The following is a 22,061-nucleotide window of genomic DNA, read 5'->3' as shown; positions in this document are numbered from 1 at the left end:
TGAGGGATAATTCTGGGTATGAAAAAGCCATCGCTCAAGTTTCTCATTCCCGGCGTGCTGGCTGGTCTGGTGCTGGCCTACACAGGCATCGGCTTTCTCGCCGTGCCGGCCATCGTCAAGTCGCAGGCGGAAAAACTGTCTGCCGAAAAGCTGCATCGCCCGCTAACACTGGGGAAAGTCGAATTCAACCCCTTCACCCTGCGCGCCACCATCCTCGATTTCAGGATGATGGAGCCGGAGGGGAATGCCGTCTTCGCCCGCTTCGAACGCCTGGGTGTCGACGTGTCGTGGCAGTCGCTCACCAAGCTCGCGCCCGTGGTGCAGGAGATACGCCTCACCGGTCCTTATGTGCACCTGGTGCGGCGAGATGAGAATCACTACAGCATCGATGACATTCTGGCACTGATCGCAGCCCAGCCGCCATCGCCGGAGCCGGCCAGGTTCTCGCTGAATAATATCCAGCTGGAGAAGGGCAGCATCGAGTTCGAGGACAAGCCCGCCGGCGTGACGCACAAGGTGGCGGACCTGGCCCTGGGGCTGCCCTTTGTGTCCTCGCTGCCGGCTGACGTAACGCTGTTCGTCGAGCCCCTGTTCAGCGCGCGCGTGAACGGTGCACCGCTGCAGATGAAGGGCAAGGCGCGTCCGTTTGCTGAGCCAAAGGATTACGCGCTGGACCTGACATTGGATGATGTGGACGTGGGCGGCTATCTCGGTTATATGCCGTATAAGCCGGCGTTCAAGCTGAGTGGCGCGCGTCTGAATACGGCGCTGCATCTGGCTTTCGTGCAGCCCAAGGACAAACCTGCAACCATTGTGCTCGACGGCCGCGCTGCGCTCAAATCGCTCATCTTGAGCGATGCGGAGGGCGAGCAGGTGCTGAAGCTGGGCGAATTGTCCGCGCAGTTTGGCAAGATGGATTTGCTGGGGCGCCGGTTCGAGATCACGCGCGTTGGCGTGGACGGGCTGGATCTGTCGGTCCAGCGTGGCCGCGATGGCCGGCTGAATCTCGAACGCATGTTTGCGCCGCCTGCCGCACCGGCTGTTGCGGCGTCCGCGGCGCCCCCGGCAGCGCCAGGGCCGGGCGTGCAGATTGCGCTGAAAGAGCTGGTGATGCGCGATGCTGCATTGCGCTATGCGGACGATCCCATGCAAGCGGCCGTGCGCAAGCTTGGCCTCACCGCCCGCGATTTCACCGCAGACCTGGCGAAGAACACATACGCCATCGGTGCGATCGAATCCAATTCGGCGGATATCGAGTACCGTCAGGGGCGCAGCACCGCCAAGCCGGCCGCAGCGCCGAACAAGTCGCAGGCACAGAAGTACGCGGACAAGCAATCGCTGTTCACGATCGCCAGCCTCGACCTGAGCAACTGGTCCGCGCGGGTGGAGGATGGTTGCTGCCACGCCGACCCGGCCATCTTCAACCTGTCCGCAATCACCCTGGCGATGCAGGACTACTCGACTGCGCCGAAGGCCAGCAGCACGGTGGACCTGAAGGCCACCGTCAACAAGTCCGGCCAGCTGGGTATCAAAGGCAAGCTGGCGTTTGCACCGTTCGACACCGACCTCGCGCTGGACGTGAAGAATTTCGACCTGCTGCCGCTGCAGCCGTACGTGACCGATTACGTGAACCTGCGTCTGAAGCAGGCCGCGATCAGCGGCAAGACCCAGCTGAAGTTCGCGCAGGGTAAAGGCAGCCTGAAAGGCGATGTCAGCGTGAACCGCCTCGATACCGTGGACAAGGCCAGCGCCAACGACTTCCTGAGCTGGAAGTCGCTCGCCTTCGAAGGCATGGACATGCAATTCAGCCCCTTCGCGCTGAACGTGAACCGCGTTGCACTGGCCGACTTCTTCGCGCGCGTGATCATCGACCCGACGGGCCGCATCAATGTGCAGGACGTCACGCGCAAGGAGGGCGAGGCGGAGCGCAGCCTGACCGAGGCCGGCCAGCGCGCCAAAACCGCCAGCGCCGCGCAAGCCGAGCGCAAGGCTGCCGCGGCCGAGCAGGCGAAAGCACCGGCGGCACCGGCTGAACCGCTGCCACCGATCCGCATTGCAAAGCTGGATCTGAGCGGCGGGCGTGTGCGCTTCACGGACAACTTCATCAAACCGAACTACACGGCCAACCTGCGCGAACTTGGCGGCAGCGTCACCGGCCTCTCGTCCGACGCTGCGACCAGCGCCAACGTCAACCTGCGCGGCAATGTAAACAGCGCGCCGCTGTCCATCGCCGGCAAGATCAACCCGCTGAAGCGTGATCTGTCGCTCGACCTGCGCGCCGATGTGCGCGGCATGGAACTGGCGCAGCTGTCGGCTTACTCGGACAAATACGTCGGCTACGGCATCGAGAAGGGCAAGCTGACTTTCGAAGTCGCCTACCAGCTGGAGAACCGGCAACTGAAAGCCGAGAACCGCCTCGTGCTGGACCAGCTCACCTTCGGCAAGGAAAGCACCAACCCGGAAGCGACCAGGCTCCCCGTGAATCTCGCCGTTGCGCTGCTCAGTGACCGCAACGGGGTGATCGACATCAATGTGCCAATCGGCGGCTCGCTCGATGATCCGCAATTTTCGATTGGCGGCATCGTCCTGAAAATTATCGGCAACGCCATCATGAAGACCGTGACCGCGCCGTTTGCGCTGATCGGCTCATTGTTTGGCGGCAGCGGCGAAGAGCTGTCCACGCTCGATTTCGACAGCGGCCGTGCAGTCGTGCTGCCGGCAGGCGAGGGCAAGCTGAAGTCCCTGGCCAAGGCGCTGACCGAGCGTCCTGGCTTGAAGCTCGATATCACGGGCCGCTATGACCCGTCCGAACTGGACGCGATGAAGCACGCCTCGCTGGACCGCAAGCTGCGCGCGCTGAAGAGCAAGGACTTGCAGGCCCGCGGCGGCGCGCTGCCGGAGGGCGGCGTCACGGTCAGCAAGGAAGAGCGCCCGGCGCTGCTGGCTCGCGTGTACAAGGACGAGACCTTCGCCAAGCCGCGCAACGTCATCGGCTTGACAAAGAGCATCCCGCCCGAGGAAATGGAAAAGCTCATTCTCGCCAACACGACGATCGACGACGATGACTTGCTGGCGCTGGGCAACCGCCGCGCCCAGGCCGCGCGCGACTGGCTGATCACCACGGGGCAGGTCCCCGGCGAACGCATCTTCCTGATTGGTGCGAAGCCGGCGTCGAAGGAAGACAAGGGTTCGCCCAGCCGGGTCGACTTCGCGCTGCACTAAGCCCGCGCGGCCTGCGCGCCGCCACCGGTCAATTCACGCAGGATGGCCTGGTTGAACGCCGGCAGGTCATCCGGCTTGCGGCTGGTGACCAGCTTGCCGTCCACCACCACCTGCTCGTCGGTCCAGTCGGCGCCTGCATTGCACAGGTCCACCTGCAGGCTGGGCCAGCTCGTCATGCGCTTGCCCTTGGCAATGTCCGCATCGATCAGGGTCCAGGGGCCGTGGCAAATGGCGGCGATCGGCTTGTCCTCGCGCGCGAATTCGCGGATGAAGGTGATGGCCTCCCTGCTCAGGCGCAGCTGGTCCGGATTGGCCACGCCGCCCGGCAGTACCAGTGCGTCGAATTCCCCGGCCGCGCGTCCCGCACGTCCATTTCAACCTTGAACTTGTCGCCTTGCTTCATGTGATTGAATCCCTGCACTTGCTCTCCCTGCGGCTTGGGTGATACCAGCGTGACTTTGGCGCCGTGTTCCTCGAGGAAGGTATATCGCGCCACAGTGCCATGGCCGGGGGAGGGCGGATGCGCGCGCACGTACAGAAAGCGTGCAACAATAGGTGCTTATTGCCGGGAGAACGCATCATGATGCTGCAACTGGGGGAGGACTCGCTGTACTACGAAACTTTCGACGGCGACGCGGCGCGTCCCGTGCTGGTGTTCCTGCACGAAGGCCTGGGCTGCACGGCCATGTGGAAGGATTTTCCGCGCCGCCTGTGCGAAGCGACGGGCTGCGCCGGGCTGGTATATGACCGTCTGGGCTACGGGCAGTCGTCGCCGATGAGGCAACGCCGCAGTATCCATTACCTGCACGAGTCGGCGCTGATCGAGTTGCCGCAGGTGCTGGCGCGGCTGGTGGCGGGCCGCGACTATGTCCTGGTCGGGCACTCGGACGGCGGCAGCATCGCGCTGATGCACGCGGCGGCGCGCCCGTCCGGCTTGCGCGGCGTGGTCACGGTGGCAGCCCACGTGTTCGTGGAGCCGCTTACGCTGGAGGGTGTGCGCGTGGCACGCGATGCGCATGGCGCGGGCAAGTTGCGCGGGCTGCACCGCTACCACGGCGACAAGGCGGAAGCCGTGTTCTTTGCGTGGGCGGATACCTGGCTGGAGCCGGCGTTCGTGAACTGGAATATCGAATACCTGCTGCCCTCGATCGAGTGTCCTCTGCTGGCGATGCAGGGCAGGGACGACCAGTACGGTTCCTGCTCCCAGCTCGATGCGATTGCCGCCCAGGCGGTCAATGCGAGCAAGCTGGTTGTCGATGATTGTGGACACAGCCCGCATCTGGAACAGCCGGACGCGTTGGTCGATTACATGGCGGAGTTCATTCAGCAACTGTAACGCGGCAGGCGCTGGACTGTCCCCAGTGCCCGGCGCAGGCGCGGGCCTGGCATTGCGTGGCTTGCGCCCCACTGAGACGCGCGCAGCGGCGCAGTTGCGCAGCCGCCGGTCCCGCCACCCCGGCCATATGCCCGCCGGCGTCTGCGCCGCTTGCGTGCGCCATCAACGCGGCCAGCAGGGCGACATCGCTATCTGCCGTCGCCGCCATCCCCGGCGCCCCCGGCGCGCGCCCCGCCGCAGCCTCACCACCCCGCACTGCAACGCGCGCCGGCACTCGCGTCGGCCCGCGGCTCGGCGCCGCGCCCGCCAGAGCGTCTGCCGCTGCAGCGCGCACAGGGGCAGCGCGGTCCGGCTGCCGCGCCTGCGCGAGGGCACGCTGCTGCAAAGGCTCATTCACGATCGCCGCAGCCAGCCGTTCCACTGCCTGCTCGCTCCTGACAGCTTGCGCCGCCACAGGCCTGATAACGGTTCCGCGCGTGGATGCTGGCGGTGAGCCCGCATCCGTTCCCCAGCCAACCACGCCCGCCGCCAGCGCCGACACTACGATCACCAGTCCGCAGGCATAAACAGCGTGGCGCCGCGGCGCTTGAGCAGGCATGGGTCGAGCGCCGCTGTGGCCTTGTTCCAACTGATCGAGTATGCGTTTTGACGGATCCACGTAACACCTCCAGGACTTGATCTGCGCCGAAGCGAAACCTTCTCCCCCGGCCTACGATGAGCAAGTGTCGCGTTTCGCGCGTCGATCCGTTTTGATGGAGCGCACCATGTTGCCAATTATTGTGGGCATGTTGTTTCTGCTGGTCTGCGGCGCCGGCTGGCTGCTGCTGTTCCCGGACGTCGGTGACGCATTGCAGCGCGGCTTTCGCCTGCTGCTGCCGCAGCGTTTGCCGGGCTTCATTCGCCGGCACTACCGGCTGCTGCTGGCTGCAACAGCGCTGATAGTCGCGCCGCCATTGGCCGTCTGGCTTGCTGGCAGCAAGGTCGCCTTGCCTGGCTCGGAAGAGCGCGTGGTCAATGCACACCTTGAATCGCTGCTGCGCGGCGAGCGGCTGGTGCCGCCACCTGCGTTGCCGCCGATGGCTTTCGCATCGGCCGAAGTCACCCTGGTTCGTCCCATGCTCGCCGGCGCCAATCGCAACTGGACGCTGCTCGATGCCGACTTTTCCCGGCGCCTGCTGGCAGTGTTCAAGATCATGCGCGAGCAGCATGGCTACGACATGGCCCTGCTCGAGGGCTACCGCAGCCCGGAGCGGCAGAACCAGCTGGCCGATGCCGGCAGCAGCGTGACGAACGCCCGCGCATTCCAGAGTTATCACCAGTTCGGTCTCGCCGCCGACTGTGCCTTCCTGCGCGATGGGAAGCTGGTGATCTCGGAACGCGATCCGTGGGCGATGCGCGGCTATCAACTGTATGGCGAAGTGGCCGAGTCGCTGGGGCTGAATTGGGGCGGACGCTGGACCATGATGGACTTCGGCCACATCGAGCTGCGCAAACCGCGCAATGGGAATTGAGCTTGCTCAAAGGCGTGGGGCAGGCTTGGTGGCACCATCGACCGGCCTGCCCAACCTTAGCGAGCCATCATGCTGCGACGAATCTGGATCTTCCTGACCGACAGCCGCAATTTCACCGTTATCGGTTTCATCGCGCTCGCCGCCTTCTTCTATCTCGGCGCGGAACTGCTTGAACTGGCGCTGATCTGGGCCGTCGCCGCAATAGCAGCCTGCCTGCTGCTGTGGCTTGCATCGTGGTGGTTGCGGCGCGTGTTCGCGGCACGCAAGGCGGAGAAACTGGCGCAAGCGATGGAGCCGCCGCCATCCGAGCCGGGCCAGCAGCAGCGCGACGATATCGCCGCCATTCGCGAAACGATGCTGAAAGCCATCGGCACGATACGCCAGTCCAGGCTGGGCATCGTGTCCGGCAGTCGCGCCCTTTACGAGCTGCCGTGGTACCAGGTGTTCGACAAGGGTTTCATGGAAGATGCCGAGGGCCGCGCGGTGGACTTCCGCAATACGGTCATCATCATGACCTCCAACCTCGGCTCCGGCGCCATCATGCAGGCTTGCATGAACAAGCCGAAAACAGAGCAGCCTACGCCGGAGGACCTGGACGGACTGGTACGCCCGCAACTGGCGCGTCACTTCAAGCCCGCCTTCCTGGGCCGCGTGGAAGTCGTGCCTTTCTACCCGATCGGCGACGATGTGCTGGCCCAGATCATCGCCCTTAAGCTGGGCCGCATCGGCCAGCGTGTGAACGACAACCACCACGCCGAATTCGGCTGGGACGATGCGCTGCTGGAAGCCGTGCTGGCCCGCTGCACCGAAGTCGATTCCGGCGCGCGCAATGTGGACAGCATCCTGAATTGCACGCTGCTGCCCGATATCGCGGACGCCGTGCTGGCGCGCATGGCCGAGGGCACGGCCGTTTCGAAGATCAAGGCCAGCGCCAACCGGCACGGCCAGTTCAGGCTCACCATCAAATGAGGAGGCATGCATGGCCGGCATCGAACAGCTTCTGATTCCCGTCAGCGTGGCGGAGCCCTGCGGCGAGGACATTTCCTTCAGCGCGGAGCTGGACGCAATTGCCCGCGCCCGACAGCACGATGAACCGGGTCTGGCGCAAGGCGAGTGGGCTGTGGCGCTGAGGGAGGCGGACTGGCCGTTGGTCGCTTCCCAGTGCGCCGCGTTGATCCAGTCGCGCAGCAAAGACCTGAAGCTGGCCGTCTGGCTGGCGGAAGCGCAGGCGCGCACGCTGCACTTTCGTGGGCTGGCCGATGGCTTTGCGCTGATGGCCGGTCTGTGCGAGCGATACTGGGAGCGCCTGCATCCGCTGGGCGAGCCAGGTGACTATGAGCAGCGCGTCGGCAATCTGGCCTGGCTGCTGGCGCAGACGCCACGGCTGGTCAAGCACATGCCGGTCTCGGAGGACGGCGCCGTCACGATGATGGACTTCGACCGGGCGCGCCAGCGGGCGGCACGCGCGGGAGCGTGCCGAGCCTGGCGCTTGGGGCGACAGCACCGCCAGCTCAGCGGACGACGGGCCAACCGTCGCAGAGTTGGACAGCCAGCGCCGGCGCAACTCCGAAGCCTTCAATGCGGGGCTGCTGGCGGATGCCGAGTACTGTTTGTCCGCCCTGCGCGCGCTGGAGCAAGCCGTTGATGCGCGCGTAGGCGTCGATGGTCCCTCGTTCTCGGCGGCACGCGAGGCGCTGCAGCACGCGATCGATTTCATCGGTCTGCTGACGCCTGCCGCGGAGGCCGCAGCCTCCGATGGCGACCTGGCCGACGGCTGGCCGGGCGCTGCTCCCGCCGGCATGGCCATCCGCTCCCGCGCTGCCGGCGGCGCGCCCATGACCCGCGCGCAAGCACTCGCCCAACTGCGCCAGATCGCCGACTTCTTCCGGAAAACCGAACCCCACAGCCCGGTCGCATACCTTGCCGACAAGGCAGCATCCTGGGGCGACATGCCCCTGCACGAATGGCTGCACGCCGTCGTCAAGGACCCCGCGCTGGCCGCGCAACTGGACGAATTGCTCGGCGCCGCCTAGCGTTGTCAGCGGCCGCCTAGTGACGCCTGCGTAATCGGTGCATCGAGCTGGGTCGATGCACGGCGATTCGCTGGTGGTGCTGGCGGCTCACCCAGTGCCATCAGTGCGCGTGCCTCTGACGCGATTTCCTTGTTGATGTCGACGTTGTTCGCTACGGATTCGGCGGCGTCGCCTGTAGCCAGCAGTTGTCCGATACCGAACTTCGCATTCGGGCCCTGTGCATGCGGATCATGTTTTACGTTGCTGTTGTAGATTGCCACCACGGATGGGAACTGTGTAGTGTCCTTACCCTGGGGGATGACGGCGAGCTCCTTGCGTTTGAACCCGAGCACAAAGGTATCGACAGCCGGGCCGGTGAAACCAAATTTGAGGCCCAGCGTCGTGGTGGTGCCGAAGAACATGGCGGGAGGATCTGACGGCGGTGGGGATTGGCTGGCTTGTACCTGGCCCCGCCCGGCCTCGGCCTCGCGCTGCATTGCCCGCTCCCGGAGGCTTTCTGCGGCTTGTGCTCCGGACAGCGCGCTCTGAGCGATCGCCTGATTATCTGCAATGCTCTTCGCGGCTTTGCCGGTCGCATACGTATGTTTGATGTTCCGGTCGACGATGCCGCCATCGGTGTTGAAGGTGGCGTAGACAGGCGGGATATTGCTGTGGTCATAGCGCGGGGCCATATAGCCTTCGAATCGGTCATAAGCGACGCTGACGCCGGGTGTGGTTTGCTCAGCGTCGATGCCCAGCGAAGTCTTTGTGACAAATACCACCTGGCCAGTAGGCGTGCTGCACGCAGCCAGCAGCGCCAGGCAGCTAATGCTGCTGATTGTCTGGATGGGATGCATAGTCTTCTCCTTTGAGTGGCGGCAGCGGCCCTATGAAGGCGCAGCTGTTGTTGCGGACGATAGCCAGCGTGTTGTCGCTATAACCGAACTCCAGCTGGCTGGCGAATTCGGAACGGCTGAGGGCGAAGCCCACGGTCTGTGTACGGATCCAGTCTGCTGCCGGCGGACTGGCGCTCGCGGCAGGCAGCGTCAGTTTGACAAGCCCGATCACATTGCGATTTCCATGGGCATCGATCCATGTGTGTGAGCAGCCGCTGCACATTGCCACCATGGCGAAACCTGGGATGAGCAAGAAACGGCGTGACATCAGCCCTCCGACTGGATGAAAGTAGGATTTCTCCTACGTTGATCATCAATTCTGCTCCTGCATTCCTATCGGAAATCTCTCGAATGTCCACATAGACCAAAAGCGCAACAGGTAGAATGCCGGCATGAAAGCGAAGCGACTTGTCTGCCCCAACTGCCTGCGTCCACAGATGGCGTGTATCTGCCGGTGGGTGGCGCCGGTGCACAGCGCGGCGGAAGTCCTGATCCTGCAACATCCGATGGAAGTGGCGAACGCGAAGAACAGCGGGCGGCTGCTGCATCTGTGCCTGAAGGGCAGCAGGCTGGAAGTGGGGGAAGCGTTCGAGACGCTGCCGACGGGCGGCCGGCGCGCGGTGCTGCTGTATCCGGAAACGCCGGGCGACCGGACGTTGGGGATCGCACCTCCGCCGCCGTTCGACCCGGCGTGGCGGGCGGGGGAGCTGGTGCTGGTCGTGCTGGATGCGACCTGGCGCAAGAGCCGCAAGATGCTGTACCTGAACCCGGCGCTGCAGGCGATGCCGCGCCTGCCCTTGCGCGGCACGCCGCCGTCGCACTACCTGATCCGCAAGGCGCACAAGCCGGACCAGCTTTCCACCCTGGAAGCAACCGCCTACGCGCTGGCGCAACTGGAAGGCGACGAGCACAAATACGATGCGCTGATCGCCGCCTTCGATAATTTCGTCGCGCAGCAGCAGGCGCTGGCTGCGCGCGGCGCGGCCGTCAGCCGAGGAGCTTGAGTCCCGGCGGCAGCGCCTCGCCCAGCATGCGCTGCTCGCTGGCCTGGTCCAGCTGCACCACCTCGCGCACCATGGCGGCCCAGCTGGGCGGAGCGTTGGCGGCTTCGAGACGGCTGACGATTTCGGCGCGCAGCGTGTCATTGATATCGCGCGCGCGGTCGCCCGTCATGCGTGCCAGGTGGGCGGCGGCAAAGCCGGCCGGCTCGATCTTGCGCCAGTCCAGCTTCAGCAGCTCCTGCAGCCATCCTTCAACCGTTACCGCCGGCGCCACATCGTGCGCGCTGCCGTGGAAGGGACGGCGTGCGCCAACGCGGCCCAGCGCCCACAGGTAGCGCGTGTACAGCGCCGCAGCCTTGGCGGCATCCTTGGCCGCCAGCTTGGGTGCCTTGGCTAGTTCGCCCATCATCCAGTCGCCGATTTCAGCCTTGTACGCGGAAGGGATGCGCTCCAGCGATGCGCCCAGGCGCAGCATATCGTCCTCGCTGCCGTTGACCAGCGTTACGGGACGCTTGCCGCGCTCCGAGGCATCGGCCTGCAGGTTGAAGGCGAAATCGTCCAGCAGGCGCAGCTGCGCTTGCGGATCGAGGCCGCCGGACACGCGCCGCCACAGCGTCCACCATTCGGCGGTGACCTGCGGGTCCTTGTGGTGCTGCACGCCTTGCGGGAACAGGGCCCACAGCTGCTCGATGCGGTATTCGTCCAGCGGGTGGCCGAAGCCGGGACGCAGGCAGAAGCCGCTCAGGTTCAACCACGCGCGCTCATGCTCGGGCGAGCGGCGGCGGCCTTTGGCGCGTTCGATCAGTGCATCGAACAGGCCGCGTAGCGTATGGGTTTCCCAGCGTTCGCGGCTGCCCAGCAAGTGTTCGAGCTGGCTGCGCAGCTGGCGCACTTCCTTCACTTCCACCTGCTGGGCGCGTGAGCCGAAGATGCGGTCGATCTTTTCGATGGCGTCGCTGAAGCGCGCGGGCAGGGCAGGGCCTGCGGAGACTTCGTCGGCCGCTTCGTCGCCTGCAGCGGCGCCGGCGCGCAGATCGAACTCCAGCAGCCAGCGCTGCTCGTCGGTGGAGACGCAATGCACCTCCAGCGTGCCCACTTCGCTGAGCGACGCCGCCAGCTGCACCGGGATTTCCTTGCGCGCGGAGGCGTCGCCGCTGTCGCGCAGCACGGTGGCGATCACGGGCAGCTGGACGAAATCATCCGGCTTTAGTTCGGCCAGTTCGCCGGCCAGCGGCTGGTGCTCGTCTGTGATGGTGGAGACGATATGGAAGCGCACCGGCCGCCCCAGACGCAACGCGAAGCTGCGGTCTTCCAGGCGGATTTCGCGGCCCGTTTCGGCGCCGCGCGGCAGGATGCACACGGCGCGGCGCGACACGCCCGGCGCCCGCGGGCCATCCAGCAGCAGGTAATAGCTGCGCGGCGAGCCCCCGCCGATGGTGGGCGAGAGCCCCTGTCTGCCGAGCGCATAGGCGACGCCGCCGCGCGCCACGGCCACGTCCGGATTATCGTTGTGCAGCACGCGTACAGGCGCGCCGCGCCAGCCGGACAGCGTTTCCGCCAGCCGCTGCGCCAGCGCTTCGGCGCGGAACACGCCGCCGTTCAGCAGCAGCGTATCGGGCACGGGCAGCTTGCCGTCATCCGGCAGGCCAAGCGCCTCGCGCGCGGCCGCGGCGTGCTGGCGCAGGAAGCTGGCCAGGTGGCGCGTGACGGCCGGGTCGCTCGCATAGGGCAGGCCGAATTCGACGATGCCGCCGCGCGTGCGCTTGGCGTCTTCCTGCTGCTCGTTGAAGGGGAAGAAACCGTCAACCACAATCTGTGCGGCTTCGGCTCGGGTCAGCGCGGCGGAGCGGCTGCCGCCGATCAGGCGCGAGCCTGAGCCGAGCAGGGTGACGGTGGTTTGCTCCGGCGCGCCAGGTGCGAGCAGCAGCTCCTTGGCGGAGCGGGCGCGTTCGGTCAGCTGCGCCAGCTGGCCGGCAGTGAGACGGGCGCCGGCGCCGGCGCCAGGCAGGCGCGATTCGGCCAGACGCGCCAGGGCCAGGTCCATATTGTCGCCGCCGAGGATCAGGTGGTTGCCCACGCCGATACGCGTCATTTGCGGCTGGCCGTCCAACAGGCTCACGCTGATCAGGCTGAAGTCCGTGGTGCCGCCGCCAACGTCGGCAACCAGCACAAGCCGGGCATCAGCCAGTTCGGTGGCCAGCGAAGCGCGGTGGCGATGCAGCCAGTCGTAGAAGGCCGCCTGCGGTTCTTCCAGCAGTTTTACGGACGGCAGCCCGGCCATGCGCGCCGCCTGCAGCGTCAGCGCACGCGCACCCTCGTCGAAGGAGGCCGGAATGGTCAGCACGATCTGCTGGCGTTCCAGCGGCTGTTTGGGGAAACGCGCATTCCAGGCACTGCGCAGGTGGACGAGGTAGCTGGCGCTCGCCTCGACCGGTGACACCTTGGGCACGTCCGTCTCCGCGCCCCAGGGCAGGATGGGCGCCATGCGATCCACATCCGGATGCGACAGCCAGCTCTTGGCGCTGGCAACCAGGCGTCCCGGCACCTGCGCGCCGAGCTTGCGCGCCAGTTGCCCGATCACAGGCGCGTCGCCGCCGGGAAGTTCGCCCGGCGCCGGGTGATAGCGCAGCGAAGGGAGCAGCGTCTGCGCCGCATATTCGCCGGGGGGCGATCAGCTGCTGGATGGGGAAGAGTTCAATCGCGGCGCCAGGCGCCGCGTAGGCGAGCACCGTGTTCGTGGTGCCCAGGTCGATGCCGACTAAATAGGTCATTGACCTTCCGCAGTGCCGCGCACGTCGAACTCCACCTTCCAGCGTTGGCCGTCGCGGGACACCGCAAGCAGTTCGAGCGTGCCCGCTTCGCTGGCGTAGGCATGCAGGCGCACCTGCACCACATCGCCCGCCTGCCGGCCTTCCGGCGACAGCTCGGCCTGGATTTCATTGAGCTCGATCAGTTCTTCCTGACCCCAGTGATCCAGCACGTCGCCGATCTGGTCCTGGCGGCGCACGGAGGAGCCGAAGAAGCGGAAGTGCACCGGCTCGCCCACCACCAGGCCGAATTCCTGGCCCGGCAGTTCCAGCTCGCTGCCTTCCTCCATGCCGAACGGCGCCACGCACAGCGCCTGGATGGGCGGCTCCATGCCCGGAATGGCCGGCATCGACGACTCGACGGCCACGTAATAGGAACGCGCCGTGCCGCCGCGGATGCGCACGCCGGCGCCGCGCCGCACATAGCTGTAATAAGCCGCGCCGCGCGCTACGGCCAGGTCCAGGTCAGCGCCGCTCAGCATGCGGGCGGGCTCCGAGCCTTCGGAGGCCAGCCAGCCGTTGATGGTGTCAATCACGCGCTGGGCCAGCAGTTCGGACTTGAACACGCCGCCGTTGAACAGCACCGCGCTCGGATGCAGGAAAGTGTGCGCTTCGTTCGGCGTGAAGCCTTCCAGTTCGGCGGTGGCGCCGACCTGGCGGCCGAGGAAGGCGGCCAGGTGACGGGTGATTGCGGCATCCTGCGCATAGGGCAGGCCGAGCTGAGTCAGGCCGGCGCGTGCGCGCTGGGCCGGTCGGGCCGACGCATCGACCACCGGGAAGAAGCCGTCGGTGATGAAGGTGGTGACTTCTTCGCGCGTCAGTTCGGTGCGGATCGAGCCGCCGATCAGCTTCGAGCCCCGGCTCGGCACCACGATAGGCCAGGTCTGGGCGTCGGCATTGGCCAGCAGGTTTTCCTTGGCGGCGCGGCAGCCGTAGGTCAGCGCGCGCAGCTGCCAGGCATCGAGCTGGGTGCCGTTGGCGGACAGCTTGCGCGCCACCAAGTGGGCCAGTGCCAGGTCCATATTGTCGCCGCCCAGCAGGATATGGTCGCCCACGGCCACACGGTGCGGTTCCAGCTTGCCGTCGCGTTCCAGGATGGCGATCAGCGAGAAGTCGCTGGTGCCGCCGCCCACGTCGACCACGAGGATGATGTCGCCCGGCTTCACTTCCTTGCGCCAGCGGCCGTCGCTGCCCTGGATCCAGCTGTACAGGGCGGCCTGCGGTTCTTCCAGCAGGGTCAGGCCTTCATAGCCGGCGGCCTTCGCCGCTTCGGCCGTCAGCTCGCGCGCGGCCGGGTCGAAGGAGGCGGGAATGGTGACGGTGACGGCCTGCTCGATGAAGGGCGCGTCCGGATGGGCGTTGTCCCAGGCCGAACGCAAGTGCTGCAGGTAGCGGGTGGACGCTTCCAGCGGCGACACGCGCGACACTTCTTCCGGCGCATCGCTGGGCAGGATGGCGGCGCGGCGGTCCACGCCAGGGTGGCACAGCCAGCTTTTGGCGCTGGACACCAGGCGGATCGGCGTGGTGGCGCCGCGGCTGCGCGCCATTTCGCCCGTCACCTGGCCTGCGGTGGCCGGCCAGGGCAGGGCCACTTCACCCTCGGCCAGTTCATCGGCGTGCGGCAGGTAGAGGAAGGACGGCAGCAGCGGCAGTTCTTCCACGGTGCCCGGCGCGGTCAGCTGCGGAACCGGCAGCACGCCGTGCTGGGTTTTCTCGCCGTCGCTGCCGCCCAGGTCCACATAGGAAAGGGCGCTGTGCGTGGTGCCAAGGTCGATGCCGATGGCGTAGCGCGGATCGCTCATAATTCCACCTCCGCCGGCGCCAGGACTTTCGCGTCATGCGCTTCGGCCAGTTTCGGCAGGCGCACGCTGGTTGCGCGCCAGCCGCGGTGGCTCAGCGTGCCGGTAAACGGCGCCTTGCCGACCACATTGCCGGTCAAGCGCACGGCTGCCGCGTCGAAGCCTTCCGGCAACGTGACGCGGCTGCCTTCCGCTTCATTGCGGACGGCTTCGATGCTGAAGTGCTCACGCAGCACCTTGGCGCAGCCTTCGTGCACCACGCGCGCGGCGGCGCCGATGTCGGCGTCGGCATAGCCGCTCAGGCTCTCTTGCGTGAAATCGATCAGGCGGGCTTCGCGCTGCAGCAGGCTGAGAAGCTGCAGGGCTGCATCGGGCGTGGCTTCGCGCAGGGGGCGCGGCGGCTGGGGCCGGTGCAGCTTGCGGCGCAACAGGCGCCGGTGCGGGAACTGGGGCTGCGGTGGGCGCCAGGTCGGCGTCACGCACTCGCGCGGCAAATTCGGCATCGCCTAGCGTCCTGAAAAAGGCGCCGATGGCGAGGGAAATCCGGCTCCAGAAGGAGGGCAGCGTAGTGGATTTGGTCATTTATTGCTCTTGGTAGGAGGGAGACATCCCCGGGAAGTGCGAATGATACCAGTTTGACCAGACACCCAGCTTGCAGCCGCCCGCCGGCAGGCATAGAATACTGGATATATATACAGTATCGGGGCAGCTCATGCAGGATGATGAATTTGAAGGGCAGGTGATGTTGCCGCCCCAGTCGCTGAAGGCGCAGAAGGGGCGCGGCGCAGTGACAAATTTGCAAGGGCGCTACGAAGTGTTCGGGCGCGAAGCGTATGACGATGGCTGGGAGCACGAGGTTGAGGAGCCGAAGGCCTGGCGCACCCACGTGACGGACGAAACGGCGAAATCCATCCTGACGCGCAACCAGTCGCCGGACATCCCGTTCAATGTGTCGCTGAACCCCTACCGCGGCTGTGAACACGGCTGCATCTATTGCTTCGCGCGGCCCTCGCACAGTTATCTCGGCCTGTCGCCGGGGCTGGATTTCGAAACGCGGCTGTTCGCCAAGGTGAACGCGCCGAACTGCTGCGCAGCGAACTGGCCAGGCCGGGCTATGTGCCCGAGGCGATCGCCCTCGGCGTGAATACGGACGCTTACCAGCCCTGCGAGCGGCAATACAAGCTCACGCGCCGCGTGCTGGAAGTGTTGCAGGAATGCGAACACCCGGTCGGACTGATCACGAAATCCTCGCTGATCGAGCGCGATGTCGACATTCTCGGCGCCATGGCGCAGCAAAACCTGGCCGCCGCGTCGATCACCGTCACCACGCTGGACAGCAAGATTTCCCGCACCCTGGAGCCGCGCGCCGCCGCGCCCTCGCGCCGCCTGCGCACCATCGAAACCCTGGCGAAGGCCGGCATTCCGGTCGGCGTCAGCATCGCGCCCATCATTCCATTCGTGACCGAGCCGGATATCGAGAAGGTGATGAAGGCCGCCTGCGACGCCGGCGCTGTGATGGCGAGCTATGTGGTGCTGCGCCTGCCGTGGGAAGTGAGCCCGCTGTTCAAGGAATGGCTGGAAGCGCACTTCCCGGACCGCGCGGCGCGCGTGATGAACCGCGTCCGCGATATGCGCGGCGGCAAGGATTACGACGCCACCTTCGGCAACCGCATGCACGGCGAGGGCATCTGGGCGGACCTGATCCACCAGCGCATTGAAAAGTCGGTCAAGCGCCTCGGCATGCTGGGCCGCGGCACCCGTTTCCGCCAGCTCGATTGCACGCGCTTCAAGCGTCCGCTGGTCGTGCCGCCGCTTGGCCCGCGCGCCAAAGCCGCGGCCGCAGCGGGGCAGATGGACCTGTTCTGACGGGCGACAGCAGCTGCGCCAGATCAGCCGTCGGCAAGGGGCTGGAGACGGGCCAGGTGGTCCTCGATGGCGTGCACGTGTTCGTCGTGGTGGCCCATTTCGCGCAGCGACTGGGCCAGGCGTACCAGGTATTCGGTGTTGGGGCCGCTGGGGCCGGAGGCGGCGGCGATGTGGCGGGCGATTTCCTCGATGGGGGCGTCGCCGAGGTAGGCGGCGTTGTCGGCGGTGGCGATGTAGACCAGGCCTTCTTCCGCGCCGCCGTCATCGAAATGGATGTCGATGGCCAGGCGCAGGTAGCCGTTTTTTTCGCGGTGGTCCAGGTGGGCGAATTCCTCGGGTGTGACGAGGTAGGCCGCGCCGTGGCAGACGGCGCCTTCCTCCGGGATCAGCGTGGCAACGCGGCCAGGCGACTCGGGTGTGCCCCGATGGTCGTGCGAGCCTTGCCAGAAGCGGCGCGTCCAGCCATTGATACTGGCGGGGCGGCGCTCGATGAAGGGGAAGTCGGCCTTGTAGATCAGGGACCCGTAACCGAACAGCCACACGCTGTGGTGGCCGTCGAACTTGTCCATGGTCTTGTTGATTGCGCTGGTATCGTGAGACATGCGGCAAATTATACGGCGTGTTCGCCGAGGAAGCTGATGAAGCGTTCCGCAGCGGGTGAGGGCGTGCGCGAGGACTTGGTATAGATGAAAAACTTGCGGGTCAGCTCAGGCTCGATCAGGGGACGCATTTCCAGCCCATAGCGCCGCACCATGGGCGCAGCATAGGGCAGGCAGGCAGTCACGCCAAGGCCGGCGGCGACCATGGCCAGCGCCGTGGTCATGAAGGTCACTTCATTGTAGGGCGACAGCGTGTGCATTTCGCGCAGCAGGCGCTCGGTGAACTGGCCTTGCAGGGCGATCAGCGGATGGGCGTTGAGGTCTTCCCAGCGTACCTCGCTGCGCGAGGCAAGGGGATGGCCGGCCGGGAACACGGCGACAAAGGGCATTTCGAACAGCAGCTGGGCATCCACCTCGGCGCCGATATCGCGTTCCGGACCGATGCCCACGTCCACCTCGCCGCTGGAAACGCGCGGCGAGACATTATCGACCGGCACGTCGATCAGCTGCACCTGGACGCCCGGGTAGGCCTCGCGATAGGCCGCGATTACTTCCGGCAGCAGCGTACAGCACATCATCTGCGGCGCCGCCACGCGCACCATGCCTTTTTTCAGCGCCTTGCGGCTGGCGATATCGGCCATGGCGCCATCCAGGTCCTGCAACATCTTGTCGAACAGGGGAAAGAGCTCGCGGCCCACTTCGGAAAGCTGGACGCGGCGCGTATTGCGCTCCACCACCCGCACGCCCAGCAACTGCTCCAGTTCCTTGATTTGCCCGGAGAGGGCGGACTGGGTCACATGCAGCAGTTCGGCGGCCGAGCGTGAAGCTGCCGGTGCGGGCCACGGCAACGAGGGCGCGCATCTGGCGGACGGTTGGACTCATCGGAAAATCTGATAAATGGGCATGAAAATATCGTTTGTATGATAGCTGAAACGGGAGTTTAATGTCGAAATACAGAGGAGACCCGCCATGAAAATCAAGCAGATCCACCACGTCGCCTATCGCTGCAGGGACGCGAAAGAGACCGTGGAGTGGTACGTGAAGCACCTGGATATGAACTTCGTGCTCGCCATCGCCGAAGACGAGGTGCCGTCCACCAAGGCGCCGGACCCCTATATGCACGTGTTCCTGGACGCCGGCCACGGCAACGTGCTGGCCTTCTTCGAGCTGCCGACCCAGCCCGTGATGGGCCGCGACGAGAACACCCCGGCCTGGGTGCAGCACCTGGCGATGGAAGTGGAGTCCATGGATGAGCTACTGGCGACCAAGGAGCGCCTGATGGCTGCGGGCATCGACGTGATCGGCCCTGTCAACCACACCATCTTCAAGTCCATCTACTTCTTCGACCCGAACGGCCACCGCCTGGAACTGGCCGTCAACACCGGCACGCCGGAGATGATGCAGAAGCTGGACGCGGTAAAGTGGGAAATGCTCGAAGAATGGTCTAAAACGAAAAAGGCGCCCAAGCACGCCGCCTGGATGCACGCTCCGCAAGAATAAGCAAGGAAGAAAATGAAGCTCGCAACCCTGAAAGATGGCAGCCGCGACGGCCGCCTGGTCGTCGTATCGCGCGACCTGAAATTTTGCCAGGCCGTGCCGAATATCGCGCCGACCATGCAGTTCGCGCTGGACAACTGGAATACCGCCGCGCCGCACCTGAAGCAGATCTATGCCCTGCTGAACCAGGGCAGCGCGTCCGGCGCCCAGCCTTTCGACGAGAAGCAGTGCCACTCGCCGCTGCCGCGCGCTTTCCAGTGGGCGGACGGTTCCGCCTACATCAACCACGTGGAGCTGGTGCGCAAGGCGCGCAATGCGGACATGCCGCCGTCCTTCTACACGGACCCGCTGATGTACCAGGGCGGCTCGGATTCCTTCGTGGGCCCGCGCGACCCGGTGTACGCGCTGTCCGAAGACTGGGGCATTGACCTGGAGGCGGAGGTGGCCGTGGTGACCGGCGATGTGAAGATGGGTGCGAGCGTGGAGGAAGCGGCGCAGGCCATCCGACTGGTCATGCTGGTCAACGATGTTTCGCTGCGCAACCTGATCCCGAACGAACTGGCCAAGGGCTTCGGCTTCTTCAACTCCAAACCGGCCAGCGCCTTCTCGCCGGTGGCCGTCACGCCCGATGAGCTGGGGCGCCACTGGGAAGAGAGCAGGCTGCGCCTGCCGCTGCTGGTGCAGATCAACCGCCAGCCTTTCGGCAAGCCGAATGCGGGCGTGGACATGACCTTCAGCTTCGCCCAGCTGGTGGCGCACGCGGCGCAAACACGCGAGCTGTGCGCCGGTTCCGTCATCGGTTCGGGTACCGTCTCCAACAAGCAGGGCGATCTGCACGGATCGAGCATCGCCAATGGCGGCGTGGGTTATTGCTGCCTGGCCGAAGTGCGCATGTATGAGACGATCGAAACGGGCGCGCCGCAAACCAGCTTCCTGAAATTCGGCGACACCGTGCGCATCGAAATGAACGACCAGACGGGCAAGAGCATCTTTGGCGCCATCGAACAGACTGTCCGCAACTATGGGGAGCGTGCATGAAGCTGTACACCTATTTCCGCAGCTCGGCTGCCTACCGCGTGCGCATTGCACTGAACCTGAAGGGCCTGGAGTACGACGCCATACCTGTTCACCTGTTGCGCGACGGCGGCGAGCAGCGCAAGCAAGCCTATACCGATGTGAATCCGAGCGCGCTGATTCCGGCGCTGGAGGATAACGGCGTGGTGCTGACGCAGTCGCTGGCCATCATCGAGTATCTGGACGAGGAGCATCCCATGGTGCCGCTGCTGCCGCAGGATGCAGTCGGCCGCGCTCGCGTGCGCGCGCTGGCCCAGACCATCGCCTGCGACACGCATCCGCTGACCAATCTGCGTGTGTTGAAGCATCTGAAAGGACCGCTGGGCTTTACGGAGGAGGCCAAGAACGAGTGGTGGAAGCACTGGAATATCCTCGGCATGCGCGACCTCGAAGCGCACTTGGAGCGCGACGGCGACATGGGACGCTTCTGCTACGGCGATACGCCGACCATGGCCGATTGCCTGCTCGTGCCGCAAGTCTTCAACGCCCAGCGCTTCAATATCGATATGGCGCAGTTCCCCAATATCGCGCGCATCAACGAGCATTGCGTGAATTTGCCCGCGTTCGTCGCCGCGCATCCGTCCAACCAGCCCGACACCGAAGCGTAAGCCGCGTGACGGCACGCACGGCGGATCAATGATCCGCCCTACACGTTCGGGTGGCGCATGATCTGGCGCACGGCGTAGGGCGGATCATTGATCCGCCGTCTTCACGCAGTTGCGGCCCTCCTTCTTGGCCCGGTACAGCGCCTTATCCGCCCGCACGAGCAGTGACGAAGGCGTATCCTGCGCTCCGCAGGAATCCGCACACGAAACCCCGATACTGACCGTCAGCGCCACCTCCGCCCCGCCATCGGCCGGCACGCGCAAGGCCGACATCGCCTCGCGCAAGCGCTCCGCCGCAAGCGCCGCCACTTCCGCATGCGTTTCCGGCATCAGCAGCACGAATTCCTCGCCGCCGAAGCGCGCCGCGAGGTCAATGCCGCGCATGGTTTGCGTCAGCAGCAGCGACACTGCGAGGATCGCCTTGTCGCCCACCTCATGGCCATAGGTATCGTTGATGCGCTTGAAATGGTCGATATCGATCATCAGCAGAGACAGGGGATGATGGAAGCGCCGCGCGCGTTCCAGCTCGTGCGCGATCTGTTCCGTCATCTTGCGGCGGTTGGCGATGCCGGTCAGCGGATCGGTCGTGGCCAGCTGCTCCAGCTTCTGGTTCGCCATCAGCAGTTCCAGCGTGCGTTGCAGCACGCGGTCTTCCAGGTTGTTGCGTTCATCGGCCAGCGCACCGAGCGTGCGGCGGCGGTCGCGCAGCACCAGCACCAGCGAGGTAATCAGCACGCCCTGCAGCACGATCAGCGTGATGCTGCCGATGATCTGCCAGCGGTACAGGTCCCACACATCTTCCGGCCGGTTGCGCAGCAGCGCTTCCGGCGGCAGGTTACGCAGGTGGAAGCGCTTGAGCGCCGGATAATCGAACAGATAGCCCTGCAGGCGCTCCAGCACCGGCGGCTCGCCCAGCAGGATTTGCGCGATCATGCGCCCCACGTTCTCGCCGCTGACCACATAGCCGCCCACGACGCCGGGCTGCACCATCGACTCCGTATGCGTGAACACGGGCGCCTCGGTGGACGCGGCCAGCGTGCGCGCCAGTTCGCCCGGCGCCATGATGGCGCCAGCGCTGTCGCGGTTCGCCATCAGCAGGAAGAGGGCCGTGTTGCGGTCCAGGCCATGGACGGCGCGCTGCAAGTCTTCGAAGGTCTGGTTATCCCAGTATTCGAAGGCGATGCGCTTGTTGTAATCCCGGGCCACGGCGCGGATCGCTGAAACCCACTCCTGGCAGCGCGCTGACTGGTCGCCCACCACCGCAATGCGCCGCACCTGCGGCGCCACCTGCGGGATCACCCCAATGGCGCGCGCGAAATCGGAACGCACCTCGTAGCCGGCGCCGTCGGAAGGCTGCCAGCCCAGGTGGCCGTGGTTGACGTAATGGCGCGGCACGCTGGGAAAGAGTTCGGGATGGGCGGCCAGGAAAGCCGCGGCGACAGCGTTTTCGGTAATGATGGCGTCGAACCTGACGGCGGCATACTTCGTGCGCAGGTAAGGCGCCATGCCCTCCAGCGCCTGCGACTCGCCCACCAAGTTGGCGTCGAAGCGTTCTTCGAAGATGGCCGGGATGCTGCCCAGATTGCGCCGGCCCAGTTCATCGTACAGGCCCTTGTGCACCAGCTTCTGCCAGGTCGACACCGAATCCGATCCCAGTGAATACAGGATCAGGACCTGGCGCTCCCCGTAGGCCCCAGCTGCCTGCACCGGTGCCGGCAGCGCGCACGCGAGCCAGCAGCAGAGCGCCAGCAGGCGCAGCAGCGGGACAGGAATGCACATTTTTGCCATATGGGAAAAGTGTAGCACGATTTATTTCCTGCAAGGCAATGTTAGTGG

At 65.6% G+C, this 22,061-nt stretch carries 17 protein-coding genes and 4 pseudogenes; 11 read left to right on the top strand and 10 right to left on the bottom strand.

The features are described 5' to 3' along the window. Window positions 1-18: 18 nt before the first annotated feature. Window positions 19-3,222, top strand: a complete 3,204-nt coding sequence (locus ACHMW6_RS23795; protein WP_395400468.1) for a DUF748 domain-containing protein — start codon at window positions 19-21, stop codon at window positions 3,220-3,222. Here the strand turns inward: ACHMW6_RS23795 and ACHMW6_RS23790 are convergent. Then, a complete protein-coding gene (locus tag ACHMW6_RS23790; RefSeq protein WP_395400466.1) occupies window positions 3,219-3,539 on the bottom strand; it encodes a DJ-1/PfpI family protein in 321 nt (106 codons plus the stop codon). The genes ACHMW6_RS23795 and ACHMW6_RS23790 overlap by 4 nt on opposite strands. Before the next feature lie 263 nt (window positions 3,540-3,802). Between ACHMW6_RS23790 and ACHMW6_RS23785 the strand changes: the two genes are divergently transcribed. Further along, on the top strand, window positions 3,803-4,558 hold the full coding sequence (locus tag ACHMW6_RS23785; RefSeq protein WP_395400464.1) for an alpha/beta fold hydrolase: 756 nt from the start codon (window positions 3,803-3,805) through the stop codon (window positions 4,556-4,558). Here ACHMW6_RS23785 and ACHMW6_RS23780 read toward each other — a convergent pair. Then, window positions 4,542-5,156 carry a hypothetical protein gene (locus ACHMW6_RS23780; protein ID WP_395400462.1) on the bottom strand — a complete coding sequence of 205 codons (615 nt, stop codon included), beginning with the start codon at window positions 5,154-5,156 and terminating at the stop codon, window positions 4,542-4,544. The genes ACHMW6_RS23785 and ACHMW6_RS23780 overlap by 17 nt on opposite strands. Before the next feature lie 166 nt (window positions 5,157-5,322). On the opposite strand from ACHMW6_RS23780, the gene ACHMW6_RS23775 reads away from it, so the two are divergent. The 4 genes and pseudogenes from ACHMW6_RS23775 (at window position 5,323) to ACHMW6_RS23760 (ending at window position 8,102) form a co-directional block, all read left to right on the top strand. Continuing rightward, on the top strand, window positions 5,323-6,069 hold the full coding sequence (locus ACHMW6_RS23775; protein WP_395400460.1) for a M15 family metallopeptidase: 747 nt from the start codon (window positions 5,323-5,325) through the stop codon (window positions 6,067-6,069). A 432-nt stretch (window positions 6,070-6,501) separates the two neighbouring features. Further along, window positions 6,502-7,038 (top strand): annotated as a pseudogene (locus ACHMW6_RS23770) (AAA family ATPase); the annotation flags it as partial. Window positions 7,039-7,048: 10 nt separating this feature from the next. Beyond that, a complete protein-coding gene (tssA, locus tag ACHMW6_RS23765) occupies window positions 7,049-7,714 on the top strand; it encodes a type VI secretion system protein TssA (RefSeq protein WP_395400458.1) in 666 nt (221 codons plus the stop codon). Beyond that, window positions 7,680-8,102: a hypothetical protein gene (locus ACHMW6_RS23760; RefSeq protein WP_395400456.1), complete on the top strand. Its 423-nt coding sequence runs from the start codon at window positions 7,680-7,682 to the stop codon at window positions 8,100-8,102. Before tssA ends, ACHMW6_RS23760 begins: the two co-directional genes overlap by 35 nt. A gap of 5 nt (window positions 8,103-8,107) precedes the next feature. Here ACHMW6_RS23760 and ACHMW6_RS23755 read toward each other — a convergent pair whose 3' ends face one another. Both ACHMW6_RS23755 and ACHMW6_RS23750 read right to left on the bottom strand, forming a co-directional pair. Continuing rightward, window positions 8,108-8,938, bottom strand: a complete 831-nt coding sequence (locus ACHMW6_RS23755) for a hypothetical protein (RefSeq protein WP_395400454.1) — start codon at window positions 8,936-8,938, stop codon at window positions 8,108-8,110. Then, the gene (locus tag ACHMW6_RS23750) at window positions 8,907-9,245 is read right to left on the bottom strand and encodes a hypothetical protein (protein WP_395400452.1); all 339 of its coding nucleotides are present in this window, start codon (window positions 9,243-9,245) and stop codon (window positions 8,907-8,909) included. Before ACHMW6_RS23750 ends, ACHMW6_RS23755 begins: the two co-directional genes overlap by 32 nt. Before the next feature lie 124 nt (window positions 9,246-9,369). On the opposite strand from ACHMW6_RS23750, the gene ACHMW6_RS23745 reads away from it, so the two are divergent. Beyond that, entirely contained in the window at window positions 9,370-9,981 is a 612-nt protein-coding gene (locus tag ACHMW6_RS23745) for a tRNA-uridine aminocarboxypropyltransferase (RefSeq protein ID WP_395400450.1), read from the top strand. On the opposite strand, the pseudogene ACHMW6_RS23740 reads toward ACHMW6_RS23745, so the two are convergent. The 3 genes and pseudogenes from ACHMW6_RS23740 to ACHMW6_RS23730 all read right to left on the bottom strand — a co-directional run bounded on the left by ACHMW6_RS23740 (window position 9,965) and on the right by ACHMW6_RS23730 (window position 15,166). Continuing rightward, window positions 9,965-12,749: pseudogene (locus ACHMW6_RS23740) on the bottom strand (Hsp70 family protein). The gene ACHMW6_RS23745 and the pseudogene ACHMW6_RS23740 sit on opposite strands and share 17 nt — an antisense overlap. Further along, entirely contained in the window at window positions 12,746-14,587 is a 1,842-nt protein-coding gene (locus tag ACHMW6_RS23735) for an Hsp70 family protein (protein ID WP_395400448.1), read from the bottom strand. The pseudogene ACHMW6_RS23740 and the gene ACHMW6_RS23735 overlap by 4 nt, the downstream one beginning before the upstream one ends. Then, window positions 14,584-15,166 (bottom strand): annotated as a pseudogene (locus tag ACHMW6_RS23730) (DUF2760 domain-containing protein). Before ACHMW6_RS23730 ends, ACHMW6_RS23735 begins: the two are co-directional and overlap by 4 nt. Window positions 15,167-15,296: 130 nt before the next feature. Here ACHMW6_RS23730 and ACHMW6_RS23725 point away from each other — a divergent pair. Further along, window positions 15,297-16,450, top strand: a pseudogene (locus tag ACHMW6_RS23725) (PA0069 family radical SAM protein). A gap of 23 nt (window positions 16,451-16,473) precedes the next feature. Here ACHMW6_RS23725 and ACHMW6_RS23720 read toward each other — a convergent pair. Next, window positions 16,474-17,052: a gamma-glutamylcyclotransferase gene (locus tag ACHMW6_RS23720; protein ID WP_395400446.1), complete on the bottom strand. Its 579-nt coding sequence runs from the start codon at window positions 17,050-17,052 to the stop codon at window positions 16,474-16,476. An 8-nt stretch (window positions 17,053-17,060) separates the two neighbouring features. Beyond that, the gene (locus ACHMW6_RS23715; RefSeq protein ID WP_395400444.1) at window positions 17,061-17,897 is read right to left on the bottom strand and encodes a LysR family transcriptional regulator; all 837 of its coding nucleotides are present in this window, start codon (window positions 17,895-17,897) and stop codon (window positions 17,061-17,063) included. A 121-nt stretch (window positions 17,898-18,018) separates the two neighbouring features. Between ACHMW6_RS23715 and ACHMW6_RS23710 the strand changes: the two genes are divergently transcribed. From ACHMW6_RS23710 to maiA, 3 genes are read left to right on the top strand one after another with little or no spacing between them, the layout of a single operon-like run. After that, complete coding sequence (locus ACHMW6_RS23710; RefSeq protein WP_395400442.1) at window positions 18,019-18,549, top strand: VOC family protein; 531 nt, start codon at window positions 18,019-18,021, stop codon at window positions 18,547-18,549. A gap of 12 nt (window positions 18,550-18,561) precedes the next feature. Beyond that, a complete protein-coding gene (locus ACHMW6_RS23705; RefSeq protein ID WP_395400440.1) occupies window positions 18,562-19,584 on the top strand; it encodes a fumarylacetoacetate hydrolase family protein in 1,023 nt (340 codons plus the stop codon). Further along, window positions 19,581-20,228 (top strand): maleylacetoacetate isomerase, encoded by a 648-nt coding sequence (gene maiA, locus ACHMW6_RS23700; protein WP_395400438.1) that lies wholly within the window; start codon window positions 19,581-19,583, stop codon window positions 20,226-20,228. Before ACHMW6_RS23705 ends, maiA begins: the two co-directional genes overlap by 4 nt. A gap of 84 nt (window positions 20,229-20,312) precedes the next feature. On the opposite strand, the gene ACHMW6_RS23695 is transcribed toward maiA, so the two are convergent. After that, window positions 20,313-22,031, bottom strand: a complete 1,719-nt coding sequence (locus ACHMW6_RS23695) for a diguanylate cyclase (RefSeq protein WP_395400436.1) — start codon at window positions 22,029-22,031, stop codon at window positions 20,313-20,315. Between the last annotated feature and the right edge of the window lie 30 nt (window positions 22,032-22,061).

The organism is Pseudoduganella sp. UC29_106, assembly GCF_044055365.1.
In the GTDB taxonomy this organism is placed as follows: domain Bacteria; phylum Pseudomonadota; class Gammaproteobacteria; order Burkholderiales; family Burkholderiaceae_D; genus Rugamonas.
Note: the sequence above shows the minus strand (reverse complement) of the source record. Positions and strands in the feature narration are given on the sequence as shown.